Below are 19,536 nucleotides of genomic sequence, written 5' to 3'. Positions count from 1 at the left end.
CAATTTTAGGGCAGGCTCAAGCAAATTCATTATTATGATAAGACTGGTGAATTAATCAGAACTGCGTTTAGTAGGTTGTTACCCAACATTAAAAATTGATAAATTAAACTTTAAAATGAAAAAAATAATTACTCTTTCCTTGACTTTACTAAGTATTTGTGCAATTTCTCAAACATCAGGTTCCGATTACCTTGTAACCGTTCAAAATGATACTGTTCATTGTAAAATTGTCGAATTGAAAAATAAAAATGTTACCTACATCGTGAATGGTCAAAACGGAAAGAAGAAAAATAATATTTTCAAATTTGCTGACGCATATTTCTCTGACACATCTATAATAAAGAACCCATTAAATATCAAAATTGAAGAACCGGAATCTGGATTTGCGCATGTTTATTTTTATAGACCATACGTATATACGGGCTCCACTTTAGCTTGTAAAGTAGAATATAATGGAGAACCATTTATTAATATTAAAACTCATAGTTATTACTTACACAAAATAAAAGCTGGGGAAGTACATAAGTACAATCAAAAAAACTCAAAAAAAGACATCGTTGAAATTAATGCAAAAGATGGAGGAATTTATTTTATAAGAGGTTCATTCGGAGGATCTGGAGAAGCTTTTACCAATAATCTAAATTTGTCTAATTCGTTACACATTTTTCGAGATAACCCTAAAGTTGCGAAGTCTGTAATCTTAACAATGAAAAAGTTGAGCCCTGAGTATTAAAAAACGTTGGGAACAACGTGTATAATTAATTGCTAGATCACTACCGACTTACGAAAAATTCCGCTGGAATTTTCTATCTGTAATATGTTTGCTAACTTAGTTGCTTAACCACACAACTAACCCTACATAAACACATTAGGCAAAATATATCAGATATAATAGAATATGAATTTATTAAATAAACTTTACAAAATTTTTCTATCTGAGTATGCCAAAAGGCGGATTGAAAAAACAATACTCTATGTTGCGTTATTTGGCTTTTTCATCCACTTAATTTTAATTTACTTATCAAAATTCGGTATAGTAAATTTATCTCTTGAACCAGAATTATTTAAAAATCCAATATCGGCAATTTACACTCCATTCTCATTTATACTTGTTTATGAAGTTTACTTATTAATTTATTACTTACCAAAGTCATTTACCACCTACATAACTAAACAGTATGAAATTATAACACTTATAATTATCCGAAGATTATTTAAAGATTTGTCTGCTCTTGAACTGTCATCAGATTGGTTTCAAATAAAAGAAGATTTGCAATTCACCTATGATATCTTGGCATCAGTTATTCTTTTCTATCTGATTTTTCAGTTCCAAAAACAAGGAATGCAAAAATCAACGCAACTAAATGACAATAAACTAAAAATTGAAAGATTCATACATAGAAAGAAAATTATTGCCGTTGCTCTAGTTCCGATTTTTTTTATCATGGCTCTAGTTACACTTTTGAATTGGACTTTAGATGTTTCTCTTGCCTCTAACGACTTACCTAGTTTTGAAACAATTAATAATTTATTCTTTGATGAATTTTTTACCGTACTAATCTTAGTGGATGTCGTTCTTCTGTTAATTTCCTTCTTTTACACCGATAAATTTCACAAAATAATTAGAAATTCCGGATTTGTAGTTTCAACGATTTTAATTCGTATGTCATTCGGAGTAAGCGAATCAATTAGTACAATTTTAATCCTCGTAGCTGTCCTGTTTGGATTAGCAATAATAATAATCCATAATAAATATGAAAAAAATACTTTGCCTAACACCGTATAAAATTAATTGCAACGGAATTTCCTCAGCAGAAATTGTTGCACCAGTTCGCTTCGCTCGTGTCACTCGAATTGATTACCTAAGTGCTAAAGCAGAAAAATCTTGCTGATTTTCCCGCAACTAATCATACACAAAAACGTTGAAACACATTCAACTAGCGTTGAACTTTTGTTGCTACGTGCTTTGCACTCCCACCCCAAAAGAAATGTGTTTCAACAAACTGCTAAACCAAATTACTACAGCGCATATCTTAAAAATTGCACGGGTTTTCATATGATTATAAAAAAATCATGGGTTATGCGGGCGGCTATTGGTATACTAAATGAGCATTTAAAGACATTTAAAAATTATCTACCAAGACAAGCTGCTGTTTCATTCAATAATAACAAGGCTATTGAATCAATTTTAAAAGCAAAAGCAAGACAATAAAATTATTGTCAAAAAAGAACATAAAGAATAGTAGTTAAGAACGAGCTGTACAATTAAATTCTGAACTACACCTTTATTTTAACACTATATGCTATTGTATTTTCAACCGATTTTTTTATTAAAGTAAGGTAATTCAATAATTATGGCTATTTTTTAATCAAAAAGTATTCGCCATTCCCTCCCCCTAAAAGAAACAAATTAAGATCTAAGAAAAAGTCCTCCTGAATACCTGAAGGACTTTGTTGCTATTACAATAAAAAAAATTAACTAAATGTATTGTTGGTGTAAATAAAATTAATTTTTAATAATTTTTTTGGTCATGATTCCCTTATTTGAAGTTACTGTAAGAAAGTAGGTTCCTTGTGCCAAATTGTCAACCTGTATTCTATTTTGACCGTTTCTAACATCTCCAGTTACCAAAATCTGACCAAGAACTGAAGCTAATTTGAAACTTCCTTCTGTATCTGTATTTACGTAAATATCAGAAATTATAGGATTTGGGAATACTTCAAAAGTAGGGTCCGTAATCGATGTGTTTGAGAGTGTAGAATCTGATAATACATAAGCTCCGTCAAATCCGGTTCCAAGGTCTAAGGTAATATCATATTCGCCAGCGGCTGGTGTAATGGGATCTGAATTACCTCCTGAATCATTGATAATAGATCCTGTCAAAACAGTAGGATCATTCCCTGATGGAATTCCTAAAAAAGCACCTTCTCTACTAATAAATCGCAATTCATAGCCTAGTGGAATCGTAATATTAGAAATGGTATATCTTCCTTCGTCTGTACTCACATAGTCTAAAGCATATAAGGTTCCACTACTAATTCCTGCTGGATCATTAGGGTCATAAACCACGGCGTTAAAAATTCTTCTGTTAATTTGCGTAACTCCTGTTGTCAAATCAATTTCAATTTCATATGCTTCACCTTGTGGCGCAGAAAACTTTTGTCCAGAGGATAACAATGTGCCTACCATATTGGTAGAGGTATAAATATCTAAATTAGGCGCTACTGGTGGTGTTTCTGATTGCCCAATATTTGGATCAACTAATCCAAATTGTGTTCCTGTACCTTCCTTTTCAGTGTCAAAATAATATTGTTTTCCTGGCAGTACATAAACAGTAACGAACCTCATGTTTGTTCCGGAGTTAAAAAATTCATAATAATCTTCATAGGTAGAAGTAGCATCCTCAACAATTACATATAGTGTTGAAGGAATTTGCGCTTGTGCCGCACTTACAAATAAAAATGTAAATAATAAAAAAAGATATTTCTGTTTCATAATTAATTTATAATTGGTTTTTCTTTCTAATACCCTATTTACCTTTAGGTATATAAGTCTCAATTTTATCTAAAAGTAACAATTATAAATAATACAATTTGAAAATAGACCGTAATTAGCATAACATAAATTATTGCAACCTAAATTAGGCCTCTTATATAAGTACTTTTGTAACATTTACTTCATGATTCATGCTTTTTAGATGGTGATATAAATTCAAAAGAACAAAGTATAATATCGCCATTTCAATGTAACTTAATTCTTATTCTACTGTTTTTGATATAAATTTTACTATCTTAATTTTCAAAAATCAGAACTATGTTTAAGAAGAATTCGTATATTGTTTGATTATGAAGATTTTAAAATTTCTTATGATTGTATTGTTTATTGCACCTTGCGAATCACAAAATAACAAGGAAATTGATTCTGTGCAAAGCGAATTTAAACTCTTCATGTCGAGTCAAACTTTTGAAAAATACAAGGTAGAAATCTATAAAGGAGAACTTTTAGATCCAGATTTTTCAACAAATAAAAAAGCTAAGCGATTTATTACTCAAATTAAAAATGAATGTGAAAAAGGAATAAATTTTGCCGGAAAATACACTCTTGTTCTATGGGGATGCGGTAGTTCTTGCCAATATAGTATGGTTATTGACAGATTAACCGGAAAAATATATGACGGAATTATGACCTCTTTCGGTTTAGAATTTAAAAAAGATAGTACGCTTATAATTACCAATATTGGAGCAATCGACCCTGAAACTAATATGATTGAAACTTGCTCTTATTGTAATGTCACTCACGAATTATGGATAGGAAATAAGTTTAAAAGATTGAATAAAACCCAGTAGAATAATGATAATAGTCGATTACTAGATTTAAATAAAAAACTAACTATAAAAGCTAACCTTGAAACTATGATTCCAGACTCCGAAATACCTCCGACCTTTCTCCACAAAGAAATCATAGCCTAAAACAATATAAAACATTTGAAAATAACTTCCGTGCATTTGTGTAAATTCAATACAAAATGAATATTTCTCAAAATATAAAGGTTGCAGTAGATGCTGTTGTTTTCGTTTCCCAATCGGCCAAAAAGACCCTCCTACCCAGAAGCGGCTGGTTGAAGGCATTTGGCTTTTGCAATAGACTAATTAGAACAATGGGTAGCACATTTAAACCAACACAGTATTACCACACAAGTCATTCGTACAGAAGAACATATAGGTAAACGCTTATTCTTTTTTAAATATCCAGACAACTTACCGATAGCATTGTACGAGCAGTAATTAGCAGTAAAATAGTGTAACATCTACAGTGGTTAAGCTACTAATAGGTATCCTAGTAAACACATAGCTCAACTAAAACCGCTTTACTATGAAAAGCACATACACACCTACTAACAACCTGCTCATTTTTGGCATTCCGTTACTCTTGTTTGTCATGGCAGTACTGCTCACCCAACAAGTAGCTCTAAACAACACGTTATCACTTGCCCTTAGTATCGATTTGTTATTGGTAATTCCGTTGGTGTATTTGTTTTTAATTCGCAAATCTAGGATTCCTAAAACCACTAGCATACCGGTGGTGCTTATTGGCTTGTTTATTGGTTATAAAACCATACCAGAAGCGCAACAGCAATACCTCGATATGTTTACCCATTACGTATTGCCGCTTATTGAACTTTCGGTGGTTGGTTTTATTATCTATAAAGTAACCAAAGCCATAAGGGCCTATAAAAGACTAAAGACCAGCGCTCCCGATTTTTACGACGTGCTTAAAAATGTGTGTGGTGAAATTGTACCAAAAAGACTCGCTTTAGCTTTGGCTACAGAGGTGGGCGTGCTGTATTACGGCTTTCTACATTTTAAAAAAAGCAACCTTGCACCCAACCAGTTTAGCTATCATAAAACCAGCGGAACACCTGCTTTATATGGAGGCATTATTTTAGTAATTGCCATAGAAACGGTGGCGCTGCATTTTCTTTTAATGAAATGGAACGTCGTTGCCGCTTGGATAGTTACAGTTTTGAGTGTGTACACCGCCATTCAATTTTTTGGCTATGCCAGAGCATTATCGCAACGCCCAATTAGCATAGACCCAAACGGACTCACCTTAAGGTATAGTATTATGAATGAAACGTATATTACTTTTGATCAAATAGACCGTTTAGAACTCAATTCTCAAGAATTAGAAAAAGACAAGCTTACCAAGAGTTTATCGGCTTTGGGGACACTCGAAAGTCATAATTGTGTGCTCTATTTAAAATCGGAACATCAACTAACAGGCGTATATGGTATAAAGAAAAGTTATCGTATTTTGAGTTTCTATATAGACCAACCTACTAATTTTAAGGTACAATTAGATGCAGCAATGCAGTCTTAAAATTTAGCCTATGAACCTAAACCAAATGATTACTGCTCGCCGAAAAAGTTAGAATCGCCTTTAATGAGCTTCCAGGTAAAACACTTAACATCGTTCGCAAAAAAGAAATTTAATCTAAATTCTATAATTCTCAAGCTTCTAAATGCTACCATTAACACTTTGCTGGCGCCAAACTAATTAACAACCAATAATTTGGCCTTGCTAACTGCTTCTTTCGTCAAAATAGAACTTTGTTTAATAGTTATTTAAACACAATTCATCAATAGTTCATCTATAAGTCAAATATATAATTGCAAAAAATACAGAAGTAACACAACTGACAATCAACAAAAGCTTAAAACCTACCAAAAGCATCCCAACAAAACACAAACATTACCAAATCAATATTTTTTATTATTTTTAATCTAAGATACTATTGCTGATTTTCCGCAACGAGCCATACACAAGACCGTTAGCCAAAACTCATAGACAGATGATCAACAAACGAAAAGAATATTATTACCATAAAAAGAAAATCCTGAATCGGATTACCGTCAAAAGCAAAGCCCGTACCTACATAAAATTCATTTTCTCAGTTATCCTTTATGTTTCGATTCAGGATGTCTGCAATGCTCAATCAACTGGTGATGACAATTGTTATGAGTATGTATGTTTGTATACAGCCGATGTTGACACGTATTCTGATATTCTCGTAAAACCTGATAAATACATCGCATATTTTAGTCCTATTATAAAAGGCAATGACACGCAAAAAGAGAGGGAGTATGAACAAAGTTTTGTGAAGAAACTATCGCCACTCTATATTTCTGACACCTACCCTGTGATATACGATGGATCTCAAGGAGATTTCAACTGTATGTCCCTTCAAGAAATACTTAAGAGTAGAGAAGAAGATATTTCTTTTTTTAAGAAAAAAGGATACGAAGTTATAGTACTTGATGAAGAAATAGAAAGCGATAAAATAGAAAGCAAAGTCACCACCACAAAAGTGTTCTTCTCTAGTTTGAAAATAAGCGAAAAGACCTTTGTTGATGGATTCGTTACTGTAAAATCGAAATTTGTCTTCTTTGGCTATCCCTACATTGTGGCAAAGTTTGAACAGTTTACCGTTACTCGTATCAATCATGAAGGAGCCAGCTACAGCCAAAACTCAAATGTGGCGAGCAAATTTCTTCCTCTTCCATACACTCCCAAAAGCAAACCATTCATAGATGCTGATTTCTGGGTATGGACGCCTAAAATTATAAACGCAAATTCTACTCGAAAAGATGAATACCAGATTTTCAATTTTCCTGTAAATAAACTTGGCTCAGTGTCCGATAACTACGAAAACGATGTTATAGATACCTATTTTAAAAACTTTTCCCATCCAGAAAAGAAAGATGCATTCTTCTGGCAAGGATCACTTTTCCAAAACCCGAACCAGAGTACTATGGGAACCTATACCCTAAGTCCTATTAACATAACTGGAATCTCAGAAACGCTTGCTACAGATATCAAACTCAAACTAGACCAATATTACAAAGATAAGAACTACGACTACTGGGGAAACAAAAAGACTAAAACCCAAAAGACCGAAGAAAAGAAAGATGATTTCTGGGGAACCAAAAAAAAGAACAATAATGATTAACCGAACAATGAATTTTATAATTTTACGATCAAGAGTGATCCGCCTTTTTGTCTTTGTTTTTTTTGCGTTGAGCTACATAACAACCACTGCTCAAGATAATGAAACGCTGGCAAGATCCTACTACATGCAGGCGGAGGAAGCTGCAAATCTTAAAAATCATAAAAAGGCAATCGAAAATCTTGATAAGGTTGTTGAATACCTCGCAACCACTAATGGTCGTGTAGAAGCACTGTATGTAAAAAGTTACATGGCACTAAATAACTATCAGCAGGCAGAACAACATCTTCGTAAATATTTTGAAGTGTCCGATGAATCTCGGGACGATTATATGGAGATGGTAAAACTAACTGCCATTGTTAAGGAAAAATTTGAAGAGGAAACCAAAGAAATTGAGAGAAGAAAACTGCAAGAACAAGCTCTAGCTGGTGAACTTGGAGAGTTTGTCAATGGAAAAAAACAAGGAGTTTGGACAGAATACTGGTCGGATGGTACCGTTAAACAAAAGGTGAATTATGTAAACGGTAACATAAACGGTTCGTACAAAATTTTCTACGATTCTAATTGGAAGGTAACGAATGACATTAATGAATTCACTTTCTATCGTAATCAAGAATGGAAAAACGGTGTAATGAATCTTGAAATTGAAGATTTTTACAAAAATGGGGCCTTACAAATGAGTGGGACGTTAGTTTCTCCGGAATCAGAGAAACTCGAGGGCGAAGTACGTTACTATAATGAAGATGGGGGCTTATCTCAAGTGAAGACAATTTTGGGAGGAAAGAGGCACGGAGAGCAGACGTTCTACTACTCATCGGGTAATATTAGTTCCATTAAATTCTGGAATAATGGAAGGCTATCATGGGAAAAACAGTTCAAAGAAAATGGAGAGCAACGCGACTCAGGGACCTTCAAAGATGGTAATGGTACAATTATAATATATAATAAAGACGAGACCATTAAAATTGTGAGGCACTACGAAAATTGGAAGAAAAAAAGAGAAGACTTCTACGATAAAAACTACACAAGTTTATTAGATAGCAAGGGTAAATTAGTTGCGTACATCTATTATTATGATCAATTTTTAACGCCGAGAATGCACAAATACTATCACAAAGACAAATTAGTGCTCGAATTTAACATGAACAAAAATGGGTCTGTTAAATCTTTTGGAATTTTCGATCAGAATAAGAACCAACTAGATGCTTTTTTTTATAATGAGAATGCACGGGTAAACATCATTTCAAAGCATACAAATGGCATGCCGAAAGGAATAAAGGTAGAATTTGAAGAATCTCGCAATAGGACTTATCGAAGCTTAAACCCAAAACTTACTCGTAATGAAAAACTTCAAATCAATTTAAATAAAGAGTATTGGATACTTTGGTCTAACACTGCAGGCGAGATATCTACCGCTAGCATTAAAAAGAAAAGTAATGGAAAGACAATTCGTCACGAGCTTTTGCATCCAGTTTTGTACTGAAATTTAGAATCATAAATCCGATCAACATAGGTTAAAAAAGAAAAGCTTTCTAAAAAATAAGCTTCTATTACACAACTTTAGTAAAGCATTCAATTAAAAAGTTATTTAAAAAAATTCACTACAACAATGTATAAAGCATATTAAAACGCGCCCTATACTTGCTCGTTAGCCAGAATAATGAAGAAAATAAAACTCAGATCTTAAAACACTTTTATTTATAAGACGATTATGATTCTAATATAAATTAGTTAAGAATTACAATTTGTAATTCTTATTTAATGATTACTCTCGTGCTTGTTTTAAGAGAACAACCAACGTTAAATAATATTTCCGAAAGCCACTTGTGGGTTCATTACACAACACTTTCAAAATTAATCAACTAATTATTGAATTTAAGACAAAACTCTAATATCTTTGTGATTACTGTATAAAAAGCAGGGTAAAAACTATAGAATCCTGTCTTATAAACACAAATAATCTCAAAACTAATTATTGAGATAATATTCATACTGAAAACCCCTAAAAATGAAAAAAAAATTATCAACCCCGAAAAAAGCTATCCCTATTGGAGCAAAAATTTGTGGAGCTCAAGAATTATCCTCTAAATTTGCTCGAAATGTGATGCTTTTTTTGACCCTGTCTTGCTGTACTTTTCAGGTTGCACTATCACAAGGCGATTGGGTCAGAAATTCTTTTCCGAGTGCTAAACATAAAGCAGAAAGCTTTATACCATATGGAGGCGAAATGCGTGGTCAAAGAGTCAACTTCTTTGGTATATCACCTGCCAATCCAAACTTTATGATCATGTCTGGAAATATGTGGATACAAGGTTTTGTATCTAATAATGGTAAAGACTTTAAACCTTTTAGCACAGAAGCTGGTTGGAGCGGTAATACCTTTGGTTTCTCTCCGCATAATGGCTCATTAGCATTTGGATTAATGGGTGCCAGAGATTGGACTGGCTCTGACGATGCCAATTGGGGAACAGATCACCCTTATGGAATTTACCGAACATTAGATACGGGTGAAACATGGACCCAAGTATTGCGATTACCAGAAAATCTAACGGGAGACCCAACGAGTATCAATACAACTCCAGGTCAAGAACCTGTGGGGAAACGTGTTTTTTTGGTAGATCCTGCGCCTGCAAGAAGTACACATGTGTATTATGGTAGTAGTGAAAACGGATTGCTTCGTTCAACTTCTAACGGAGACGCAGGTACATGGGAAGTTGTTGCTTTTGCTGGGAAATTTATTAAAACCATGTCGGCTGGTGTGAGTCTTGGTGGCGAAACGCGCTTATATCTTGTAGTAGCAGACGGTTATAGTACTCCAGAAGACATTCACGGACAAGTGTATCACGATAGTGGACGCCTTTATAGGATTGATATAAACAATGCTACTGGAGTAATGAGTACTCCAGAATTATGCCTAAATGGCTTGTATAATATTACCGATGTTGAAACTAATGAAGTTGGTAAAGCTGGATTTGTTATTATTGATGCTTCTGCTGCAGGTGGAGAATCTACCGGAGGGCGCGCATTATATCCTTTTAGACTTCAAGGTGAACCTGTTTCGGGAGATAGTGGAGATCTTGGAATGAATGTGGATGGTGCTACTTTAACAACTAGTGCAGGATATGAAGTAAAATTAGATGCAGATGATTATCCAAATATGGATACCCTTGGTGCCATTTATCAAAATCCATACAATCCAAATCATTGGGTCATTCAAGTTGGTGGCAATTTAGAACACAGTTTTATTTGGTCTGATGATGATGGTCTCAGTTGGAGTGATATTACAAGAGGCACAACAACCGATGCTGGTACTGGACAAGAATATGTTTCAGATTTTGTTTCAGGGGCTGTCGGACAATTCCATATGCAAGATTTTGGATGGTCAATGGACCAAGAAAGCGGTAGAGGAGATCAAGGTTCTGCTGTTGGTTTTATGGACGCCACTACAGTAGTATGGATGTCGTCTTCTAAAGATAGACCGGTTCTAAAAAGTACAAATTTTGGAGCAACAGCTACCTCATTTACTACGGGGTCTGAAACCAAATGGTTAAATCAAATTAGTACTGCTGCAAATGGCACTTTAATAGGCGGTAGTCTAGGAGAATATGGCTTTGCTCTATCAACGGATGGGGGCGAATCTTGGCAAGGTATTACAGAGTTTTCTGATGATATTATGCATGATATAGAAAGTATTTCACAAAGTGATTTTGGTAGTGGAGGTGCTTCAAACCGCGCAGGTTTTGGAATTATTTGGGAAGAAGGCATACCATTAAATCAACCTCAACATGCCATTTTATTGGCTTCTAGAGCAGGTATTATAGTTGATGCATGGCAAACTGCTGATTTGTCTTCCTGGGTTCTAACAATGCGTGGTGATCCGACAGATCCACAGCGTGTTTATATTAATAAAAAAAGTGATGCAGATTTTGTAGGAGAAGGGTTTTGGGTAGATAATTACGTATATTTAGGAAATTTTAGAAGCTCAGATAACGGAGTAACATTTGACCAATTAGCGCTTCCCGACGGTAAAAGATTGGTTGTATTAGAGGTTTCATCTAGTAACGGTCAAGTAGCCATTGCAACTCGTGAAAGAGTAGAAACTTCTCAATTTATTTGGTCATTATATTTAACTACAGATGGAGGTAATACTTGGACTTCTCTAGAAAAGCCAGATAGAGAAACAGCCACTGCTCCAGGAGGTGGAACTACTAACTTATTCCCTATTTCATTTAATACGTATAACAAAAATAGACATGCAATTGCTATAGATCCGCGCGCAGCGCACGATCCAACCCTTGGAGGTACCTTAAGATTTTTAATGGGCGGTAGAAAAGGTGTCTATGAATTTGATGATACCAGGGCACCAGGAAATAAATGGAATATAAACAGTGTAGGCTTAGATGGTAGTTTGCATTATAATTTAACCGAAACAACACCCTGGATGGGGCCAGTTCAATTTGATCCTCGTCAAAATGGTGTTGTATACTCTGTGCAAACATCCGATAGACTATCTATGTCAGATTGGAAAGACCCGGCTATAAATAATAATTGTTTGTATGAAGGTGAGGGAACCTATAAACCTATTTATCTATCAACAGACTGGGGAGTTACTTGGACTAATCTAGATGATAATAGTTTACCAGACATGCTTACAATACCAACCATTCATGTAAATGAAGACGGAATACTTTATGCAGCAAGTGCCAATGCTGGCATATTTCAATATTCAGGAATCGATGCTGTATTAAATGTAAACAATGAAACCATAGAATCTATGGCAAAAGTGTATCCTAATCCTGCTAAAGACGAATTGAATATTGAAGTTCCAATGCAGATTCAAACCGACACACCGGTAATTATTTACGATAGCATTGGTAGAGAATTTAAACGATTTATGCTAGATGGCAGAAAGAAAACAATTGATGTGAGTTCTTGGAAAACAGGGCTTTATTATCTAAAAGTGATTGGTACGGATAGTGCAGAAAAAATTATAATTGAGTAATATTATTTCACAAAAAAACATTTCAAAGCCAGCTCCAAAGCTGGCTTTGTTTGTTTACTTTACGCATAAAGCTCTTCTTAGATATGTAACAAAAAAATGAATGAATCATCTCAGTCAATTTCATTATCTTTAGCCCGCTTTAAAAAGGTATTTTATACCATCTAAAAACAAAAATCACAAAATGCACACCAGTAAATCTTTACGTTATGTTGCGCTAGTCTTAAGTGTAACATCCATTTTATTTTTAAGTTGTGAACCGTCCAAAGAAACTAAAAATGTCGATACTTGGGCAGCCATTGAATCGTTACCATTAAACCCTGCTATAGAGTCGAAAATCGATGAGATACTACCAAAACTTACATTAGAACAAAAGGTAGGTCAAGTAATTCAAGCAGATAGTGGTTCAGTTACTCCAGAAGAAGTAAAAGAATACCGACTTGGATCTGTGCTCAGTGGTGGTAATTCTGCCCCTGGCCCATTACCATATGCAGACACCAATTCGTGGTTAGAAATGGCAGATAAATATTACAATGCCTCTATTGACGACGAAGGTGTAGAAATTGCAATTCCAATTATTTGGGGTATAGATGCAGTGCACGGTCATGCTAATTTAAAAGGTGCTATTGTCTTTCCACACAACGTGGGTCTAGGCGCTATGAACAATCCAGATTTAATGGAACAAATTGCAGGTGTAACTGCGCACGAGTTAACCGTATCTGGACACGATTGGACCTTTGCCCCAACTCTTGCAGTACCGCAAGATTTGCGTTGGGGAAGAAGCTATGAAGGTTTTTCTGAAAACCCTGAAATTGTGCAATCGTATGGAGATCGCATTGTAATTGGATTACAAGGCAAATTTGGAGCTGATGATTTTATGGGCGATGGAAAAGTAATTTCAAGTGCGAAACACTTTCTAGCAGATGGTGCTACAGAAAATGGTGTAGACCAGGGTGATGCAAAAATTACAGAAGAAGAATTAACCAAAGTACATGCTGCTGGATATTACAGTGCGATTCCTGCAGGGGTACAAACCGTAATGGCTTCTTTCTCTAGTTGGGATGGAAGAAAATTACATGGCGATAAAGAATTATTAACCGATGTATTAAAAGGTAAACTGGGCTTTAACGGGTTTGTTGTTGGCGACTGGAATGGACATGGCCAAGTACCAGGCTGTACCAATACAGATTGCGCTCAATCTTTAAATGCAGGGTTAGATATGTATATGGCTCCAGATAGCTGGAAAGGTTTATACGTTAGTACATTACAACAAGTAAAAGATGGTGTTATTCCTATGGAGCGCTTAGACGACGCAGTGCGTCGTATTTTACGTGTAAAATTAGCATCTGGTATTTTTGAAAAAGGAGCTCCTAGTACACGTGCAAATGCAGGTAACGAAAATTTATTAGGCACACCTGAGCACAGAGCTATCGCAAGACAAGCTGTAAGAGAATCTATGGTATTGCTAAAAAACAACAATCAAGTTTTACCATTAGATGCTTCAAAAACAGTCTTGGTAGTTGGCGATGGTGCTGCTAGTATTTCTAAAGCAAGTGGTGGTTGGACACTTTCTTGGCAAGGAACAGGTCATACCAACGATGAGTTTCCAAATGGAGTAACGATTTTATCAGGAATTGAAGAAGTAGTTAATGAAGCAGGAGGAAAAGTAATTTTTTCACCTGAAGGAGATACTACTATAAAAGCAGATGTAGTAATTGCCGTGTATGGCGAAGATCCATACGCAGAATTTCAAGGAGACCGCGAAAATTTAGATTTTGTTCCAAATGGATTTGATGTGTCTACGTTGGCAACCTATAAAGAAAAAGGAATTCCAATAGTTTCTATTTTCTTATCTGGACGACCAATGTGGACCAACCCAGAAATCAATAATTCAGATGCCTTTGTTGCTGCATGGTTACCTGGTAGTGAAGGAGGTGGTATTTCTGACTTACTTTTCCAAAGAGATCCTTCTTTTGATTTTACAGGTCGTTTATCTTTTACATGGCCAGCAAGCGCAGTGGTTTCAGATAATAACGAGGCTTTATTTAAATTTGGTTATGGATTAAATTATACAAGTACTGAAGCAGTTCCGGCTTTCTCTGAAGTTTCTGGTTTAGAAAATAGTGAAGTTGCATCTACGGGTAAATTCTTTAAAAAAGGTACTGCTGTAGCGCCTTGGGGCTTATGGTTAAGTACGGGTGATTTGGTAAAACAAATTGCAAGTTTCCCAACTTCAGTTGGTGGTTTAATTATTAGTAAAACAGACCATTTAGCTCAAGAGGATGCATTGCGATTAAACTGGACAAAATCAGATGGCGATCAAATGCGTATTTCTACAGCGAATACAACAGATATGGCGCGTCAATCTAATGGTGCAATGGAATTGACCTTTAATGCAAAATCGTTTACCGGAAAAAATACAACCATTCAAGTTGGTATGTGTGATATAAGTGGTTCTTGTGATAAAACCTTGGATATTGTTATTGATGCTAACGAGTGGAAAGAATATAGAATTAGCCTGAGCTGTTTTGAAAAATTAGGTGTTGATATGACACAAATTTCTACGGCTTTAACCCTAAATGCAAATAGCGGAACAGATATTGGATTAAGCAATGTACGTTTAGAATCTGACATAGATGCTAAACCAGGTTGCGACGGCAACTAACCTGCTTATTTGTTTAATTAGAATTTAATTCTCTTTTAGATGTACAATACATTTTTAATTAAGAATCATTGATTATAAATATTCATTAAATAATATTTAGATAAAAAGCATATTCTATGAAAGAACTGAATAGTAATTACGTCAATAATACTTAAAGATTGTAGCAAAATTGGATCAATTAAACAATGTACCGTTGTGGCAATACTATGGTGCAACAATTGGTTTGTAAATCGAGTTAAATAAATAGAATGATATAAGTCTAAAATGAGTAGAATAGAATATATAGAACAAGAAATTTATGATCTAAGGCAACAATTACAAAATCATATTGTGTATGTGAATCTAAATGATTTAGAAGATGTAAAAACTTTTACCGAAAATCATGTGTTTGCCGTTTGGGATTTTATGTCTCTTTTAAAATCTTTACAAATACACCTTACAAGTATACAATCTCCCTGGGTTCACTCCAATAACGCCTCTTTAACTAGGTTTATCAATGAAATCGTATTCAGTGAAGAAAGTGATGTTAATGAAATTGGAGAGGCAAAGAGTCATTTTGAAATGTATTGTGATGCAATGTGTCAACTTGGAGCAAATACTACTCAGATTGACAAATTTATCAAACTTATTAGAAATGGAAATAGTGTCAATTATGCCTTAAGTGAAATAGATATAGATCAACGTGTAGCAGATTTTGTAAAATTCACCTTTACAATTATTGAATCAAATAAAATACATTTAATTGCAGCTGCATTTACTTTTGGTAGAGAAGATATCATTCCTGATATGTTTATAGAAATTCTTAATAAGGCGGATAGTTCAAATGAATATTTTACGAAATTTAGATATTATTTAGAAAGACATATAGAATTAGATGGTGATGAACATGGACCACTATCTCTTCAAATGATAAAAGAATTATGCGGTAATGATGAATTTAAATGGAATGAAGTATTAGCTGTGGCTAAGCAATCTATTTCGAAAAGAATTTCACTATGGAATGCTATAAATGACATAATTCTCAAAGAAAAAACTCCGCAGATTAGCACTCAAAATATTTAAAGTATACTTAAAAAATTAACCTTAATTTTCTATGTATCTGTAGCCATCAATTGTTTCTCCCAAATAATGGCAAGGAACCTCAACCATTTCGTAACTCAATTCATTTAAACTAAGTGTATTACAGTGATTACTTTGCTGAAAAATAGGGTTTGATTGATTTTGATTCATGACACCAACCATTGAAATCGCATTGCAATAATAAATTGTCCCTCCACCATTCATTGAGCCAAAAATAAAAGCAGAATTACAATAAACGTGCATATTGTTTAAATTAACAGAACCGCTCACATCAAACGTGCCATAAACATTAATAATTGTATTACTGGCACCATTGACTCCTCCATTTATAATTAAATCACCATTCAAAACCGTTAAATTATAACCATTTGTATTTAAACCATATGGTGCTATAGCATCTCCAGTACTAACCACAATATCATTAGTTAAAACTTGAGGTATTGTAGTAGTATAATTTCTCTCATACGATGATGAGTTGCTTGAGGCAACCTTAACTTTAAATGCAGAAGTAATACAGTCTTCTAAATTTTCTGAGCACGAATTAAAAAAAATAAATACATACACTAGCGATAAAAATAATGTTACTTTTTTCATGATAATTTAGATTTATGCCTGCAACTATTTGTAGAAAAATTTTAATAAATCATTAAGGACATTTATCACCAATCTTTTATGCAAAAATTGAAATTTAGTGAGATGATATTCATAAAAACATCAGAAATCAATGTTAAAAGGCACATAGAGTTATAAACTCTTATTTAAACAGGAACTCTATGCGCTTATTAAGTCTATTAAACACTTGATTATCATTTTTTAGGATAACTAATTGTAGATTTAGAAATTTTTCCATTAAATCTATAAGGAGCTTCATCATAATATCTCAAAGAGACTGGAGACCCTAAATCTTTTCCAAAATCTAAACAATCGTTTGCTGTAAATGTAAGTGGCGCTATAATTGGCACAATGCCTGATGCATATAACTCTCCGTTCACATTTATCACAATTTCCATAGGAGATTGAGCTGATTCTTTTAGTTTCGTAGAGATCACTTCAATTTCAACAGAACCTTGAGGTAATCTTTTAGATCCATTTATGACCGTTCTATCAATTTCAAATAAATTGTACTCATAAATCAAATATCCATCTTGTACAAAACACGACAGTCCTCCTCCAAATCCTCCTAATGCATACAATACACCATTCGCTTTCTTAGGCACTGTGACATTCATTTTTACAGTATTCGTAAATTTTCCAAGCTTTGGTGCTGCGAATTCTGGCATACGATCTATATCTCCAAAAAACTCCCAATTATCATATGGTGTTTTTGGTGCATCCTCTGGGTGATAGACAAGTGACCACAAGCCTCCTCCTATTGGCAGATTATCATTTTTAGCCGATTCTACTAAAAATAGACTTTTTAATTCTTGAAGTTTTTCAGGATATTGCTCTGCAAGGTTATTGGATTGTGACCAATCTTCCTCTACATTGTATAATTCCCATACGTCATTTTCAGGATTCCACTCCATAATTCCTTCTGGAAGCCCAGGAACCCATGGAATTCTCGGCCCGAAAGTTCCAGCAAACCAACCTTCGTGATATACCCCTCGACTTGCCATTATGTCAAAAAATTGAGTCTTTAATCGTCCTTCTGCACTAGGATTATTGAACGTATAAGCCAAACTCACCCCATCTATTGCATCTTGACTTATACCATTTACTATTTTTGGAGGTGTAATTTCTAATAATTCGTATAACGTCGGCACAATATCATTAACATGATGAAACTGCGATCTTGGAGTTTTATCAGGTGTAATCTTTTTTGGCCATGATACTGCCATTGGTTGTCTTGTTCCTCCAAAATGCGAAGCTACTAACTTAGTAGATTTATAGGGTGTTGATCCAGCCCAAGCCCAACCAGCATGGTACATATTATCGGTCTTACCACTACCTAATACGTCTAAACCTCCAAGTTCATCAAGTGCTTTAATATGTTGGTCTATGGTTGTTGGAATACTATTTTGTGCTAATAATTCACTAATCGTACCGTTTTGTCCTTCTGCAGAAGATCCGTTATCTCCCCATATATAAAAAATAATTGTATTATCCATTTCACCTAGCGCTTCAATCTCATCAAAAATACGGCCCACATGATGATCTGTATGCTCAGTAAAACCAGCATACACCTCCATTAGTTTACTCTGAAATTCACGTTCGTTTTTGGGGATATCATTCCAAGCTGCCATCGTTTTATCTCTTTCCGTTAAAACAGTGCCTTCTGGAATCCAACCCATTTCTATTTGACGTTTAAAAACGCGTTCTCGATAGGCATCCCATCCATCATCAAATTTACCATTATACTTATCTATCCATTCTTTCGTTACTTGATGAGGCCCATGCACAGCCCCAGAAGCCCAATACATAAAAAATGGTTTATCTGGTGCGAATGCTTTTTGTTCGCGCATCCAATGTATAGCGTCATCAGCAAGATCTTCAGTTACATGATAATAGTCGTGACCACCACTGGTTTCTGGATGATCTACAATAGTTGTATTTCGCACAAGACTCGGTTCGTATTGAGATGCCTCACCAGATAGAAACCCGTAAAAATATTCAAACCCATACCCGGTTGGCCAACTGTGAAACGGCCCTTTTGATGTCGTCTCTTCTGATGGAGTATTATGCCATTTACCAAATGCCGACGTATTATAACCGTAGTTTTTTAATACTTCTGCAATTGTTGCGGCTGATTTTGGTATTCTTCCTCTGTAGCCATCCCAATCATTCGAAATTTCACAGATTTGACCATTACCAACTGCTGTATGATTTCTTCCTGTAAGCAAAGACGAACGCGTAGGAGAGCACATTGCAGTAGAATGAAATCTGTTGTATGTTATTCCACTATTCGCTATACGAGAAAGATTTGGTGTATGAATTTCACCACCAAATGTATCAGCAGTTCCATTTCCAATATCGTCTATAAGTATGATAACGATATTAGGAGCGTCCTCAGCAATTCTTCTTGGAGGAGGGGTAGGATTGTACACTGAATTTGCAATAGTAACACCAGCTTTACTAGAAGATTTTTCTTCAGGAAATGGAAGTACTTCTTGACTAAAGCATTTTAAACTTGAAACAAAAATTAAGAATATTGTAATATTTATAATTTGTTTTAATGGATTTAAATTTTTCATAGCTTTTTTTATTGAAGCTACTAAAAGGTCTACTTGATCCTTAAAAAATTTCGTTGAATGGAAGATTCCAAAAGTTAAGTTGTCAAAAATATA

General features: G+C 34.6%; 13 protein-coding genes. 10 read left to right on the top strand and 3 right to left on the bottom strand.

Annotated elements, in window-relative coordinates; translation table 11 throughout:
• Positions 1 to 115 precede the first annotated feature (115 nt).
• The 3 genes from ACYQ5R_RS06200 to ACYQ5R_RS06190 all read left to right on the top strand — a co-directional run bounded on the left by ACYQ5R_RS06200 (position 116) and on the right by ACYQ5R_RS06190 (position 2,212).
• Positions 116 to 733 carry a hypothetical protein gene (locus tag ACYQ5R_RS06200; protein ID WP_460190053.1) on the top strand — a complete coding sequence of 206 codons (618 nt, stop codon included), beginning with the start codon at positions 116 to 118 and terminating at the stop codon, positions 731 to 733.
• Positions 734 to 898: 165 nt separating this feature from the next.
• Positions 899 to 1,786, top strand: a complete 888-nt coding sequence (locus ACYQ5R_RS06195) for a hypothetical protein (protein ID WP_460190052.1) — start codon at positions 899 to 901, stop codon at positions 1,784 to 1,786.
• A gap of 294 nt (positions 1,787 to 2,080) precedes the next feature.
• Entirely contained in the window at positions 2,081 to 2,212 is a 132-nt protein-coding gene (locus tag ACYQ5R_RS06190; RefSeq protein WP_460190051.1) for a hypothetical protein, read from the top strand.
• A 294-nt stretch (positions 2,213 to 2,506) separates the two neighbouring features.
• On the opposite strand, the gene ACYQ5R_RS06185 is transcribed toward ACYQ5R_RS06190, so the two are convergent.
• Entirely contained in the window at positions 2,507 to 3,496 is a 990-nt protein-coding gene (locus ACYQ5R_RS06185; RefSeq protein WP_460190050.1) for a T9SS type A sorting domain-containing protein, read from the bottom strand.
• Positions 3,497 to 3,846: 350 nt separating this feature from the next.
• On the opposite strand from ACYQ5R_RS06185, the gene ACYQ5R_RS06180 reads away from it, so the two are divergent.
• The 7 genes from ACYQ5R_RS06180 (at position 3,847) to ACYQ5R_RS06150 (ending at position 16,234) form a co-directional block, all read left to right on the top strand.
• Positions 3,847 to 4,347: a hypothetical protein gene (locus ACYQ5R_RS06180; protein WP_460190049.1), complete on the top strand. Its 501-nt coding sequence runs from the start codon at positions 3,847 to 3,849 to the stop codon at positions 4,345 to 4,347.
• A 526-nt stretch (positions 4,348 to 4,873) separates the two neighbouring features.
• Entirely contained in the window at positions 4,874 to 5,881 is a 1,008-nt protein-coding gene (locus tag ACYQ5R_RS06175; protein WP_460190048.1) for a SoxR reducing system RseC family protein, read from the top strand.
• A 652-nt stretch (positions 5,882 to 6,533) separates the two neighbouring features.
• Positions 6,534 to 7,511 carry a hypothetical protein gene (locus ACYQ5R_RS06170; RefSeq protein ID WP_460190047.1) on the top strand — a complete coding sequence of 326 codons (978 nt, stop codon included), beginning with the start codon at positions 6,534 to 6,536 and terminating at the stop codon, positions 7,509 to 7,511.
• A gap of 67 nt (positions 7,512 to 7,578) precedes the next feature.
• Positions 7,579 to 8,991, top strand: a complete 1,413-nt coding sequence (locus tag ACYQ5R_RS06165) for a hypothetical protein (RefSeq protein ID WP_460190046.1) — start codon at positions 7,579 to 7,581, stop codon at positions 8,989 to 8,991.
• A 525-nt stretch (positions 8,992 to 9,516) separates the two neighbouring features.
• Entirely contained in the window at positions 9,517 to 12,510 is a 2,994-nt protein-coding gene (locus ACYQ5R_RS06160) for a T9SS type A sorting domain-containing protein (protein ID WP_460190045.1), read from the top strand.
• Between the two features lie 181 nt (positions 12,511 to 12,691).
• Positions 12,692 to 15,172: a glycoside hydrolase family 3 protein gene (locus ACYQ5R_RS06155; RefSeq protein ID WP_460190044.1), complete on the top strand. Its 2,481-nt coding sequence runs from the start codon at positions 12,692 to 12,694 to the stop codon at positions 15,170 to 15,172.
• A 264-nt stretch (positions 15,173 to 15,436) separates the two neighbouring features.
• Complete coding sequence (locus ACYQ5R_RS06150; protein WP_460190043.1) at positions 15,437 to 16,234, top strand: DUF3050 domain-containing protein; 798 nt, start codon at positions 15,437 to 15,439, stop codon at positions 16,232 to 16,234.
• A 21-nt stretch (positions 16,235 to 16,255) separates the two neighbouring features.
• On the opposite strand, the gene ACYQ5R_RS06145 is transcribed toward ACYQ5R_RS06150, so the two are convergent.
• Both ACYQ5R_RS06145 and ACYQ5R_RS06140 read right to left on the bottom strand, forming a co-directional pair.
• A complete protein-coding gene (locus ACYQ5R_RS06145) occupies positions 16,256 to 16,846 on the bottom strand; it encodes a hypothetical protein (RefSeq protein ID WP_460190042.1) in 591 nt (196 codons plus the stop codon).
• A gap of 212 nt (positions 16,847 to 17,058) precedes the next feature.
• Entirely contained in the window at positions 17,059 to 19,443 is a 2,385-nt protein-coding gene (locus ACYQ5R_RS06140; protein WP_460190041.1) for an arylsulfatase, read from the bottom strand.
• Between the last annotated feature and the right edge of the window lie 93 nt (positions 19,444 to 19,536).

This window comes from Urechidicola sp. KH5, from assembly GCF_054661455.1.
The sequence above is the reverse complement of the archived record's forward strand: the minus strand, read 5'-3'. Positions and strand labels throughout refer to the sequence as shown.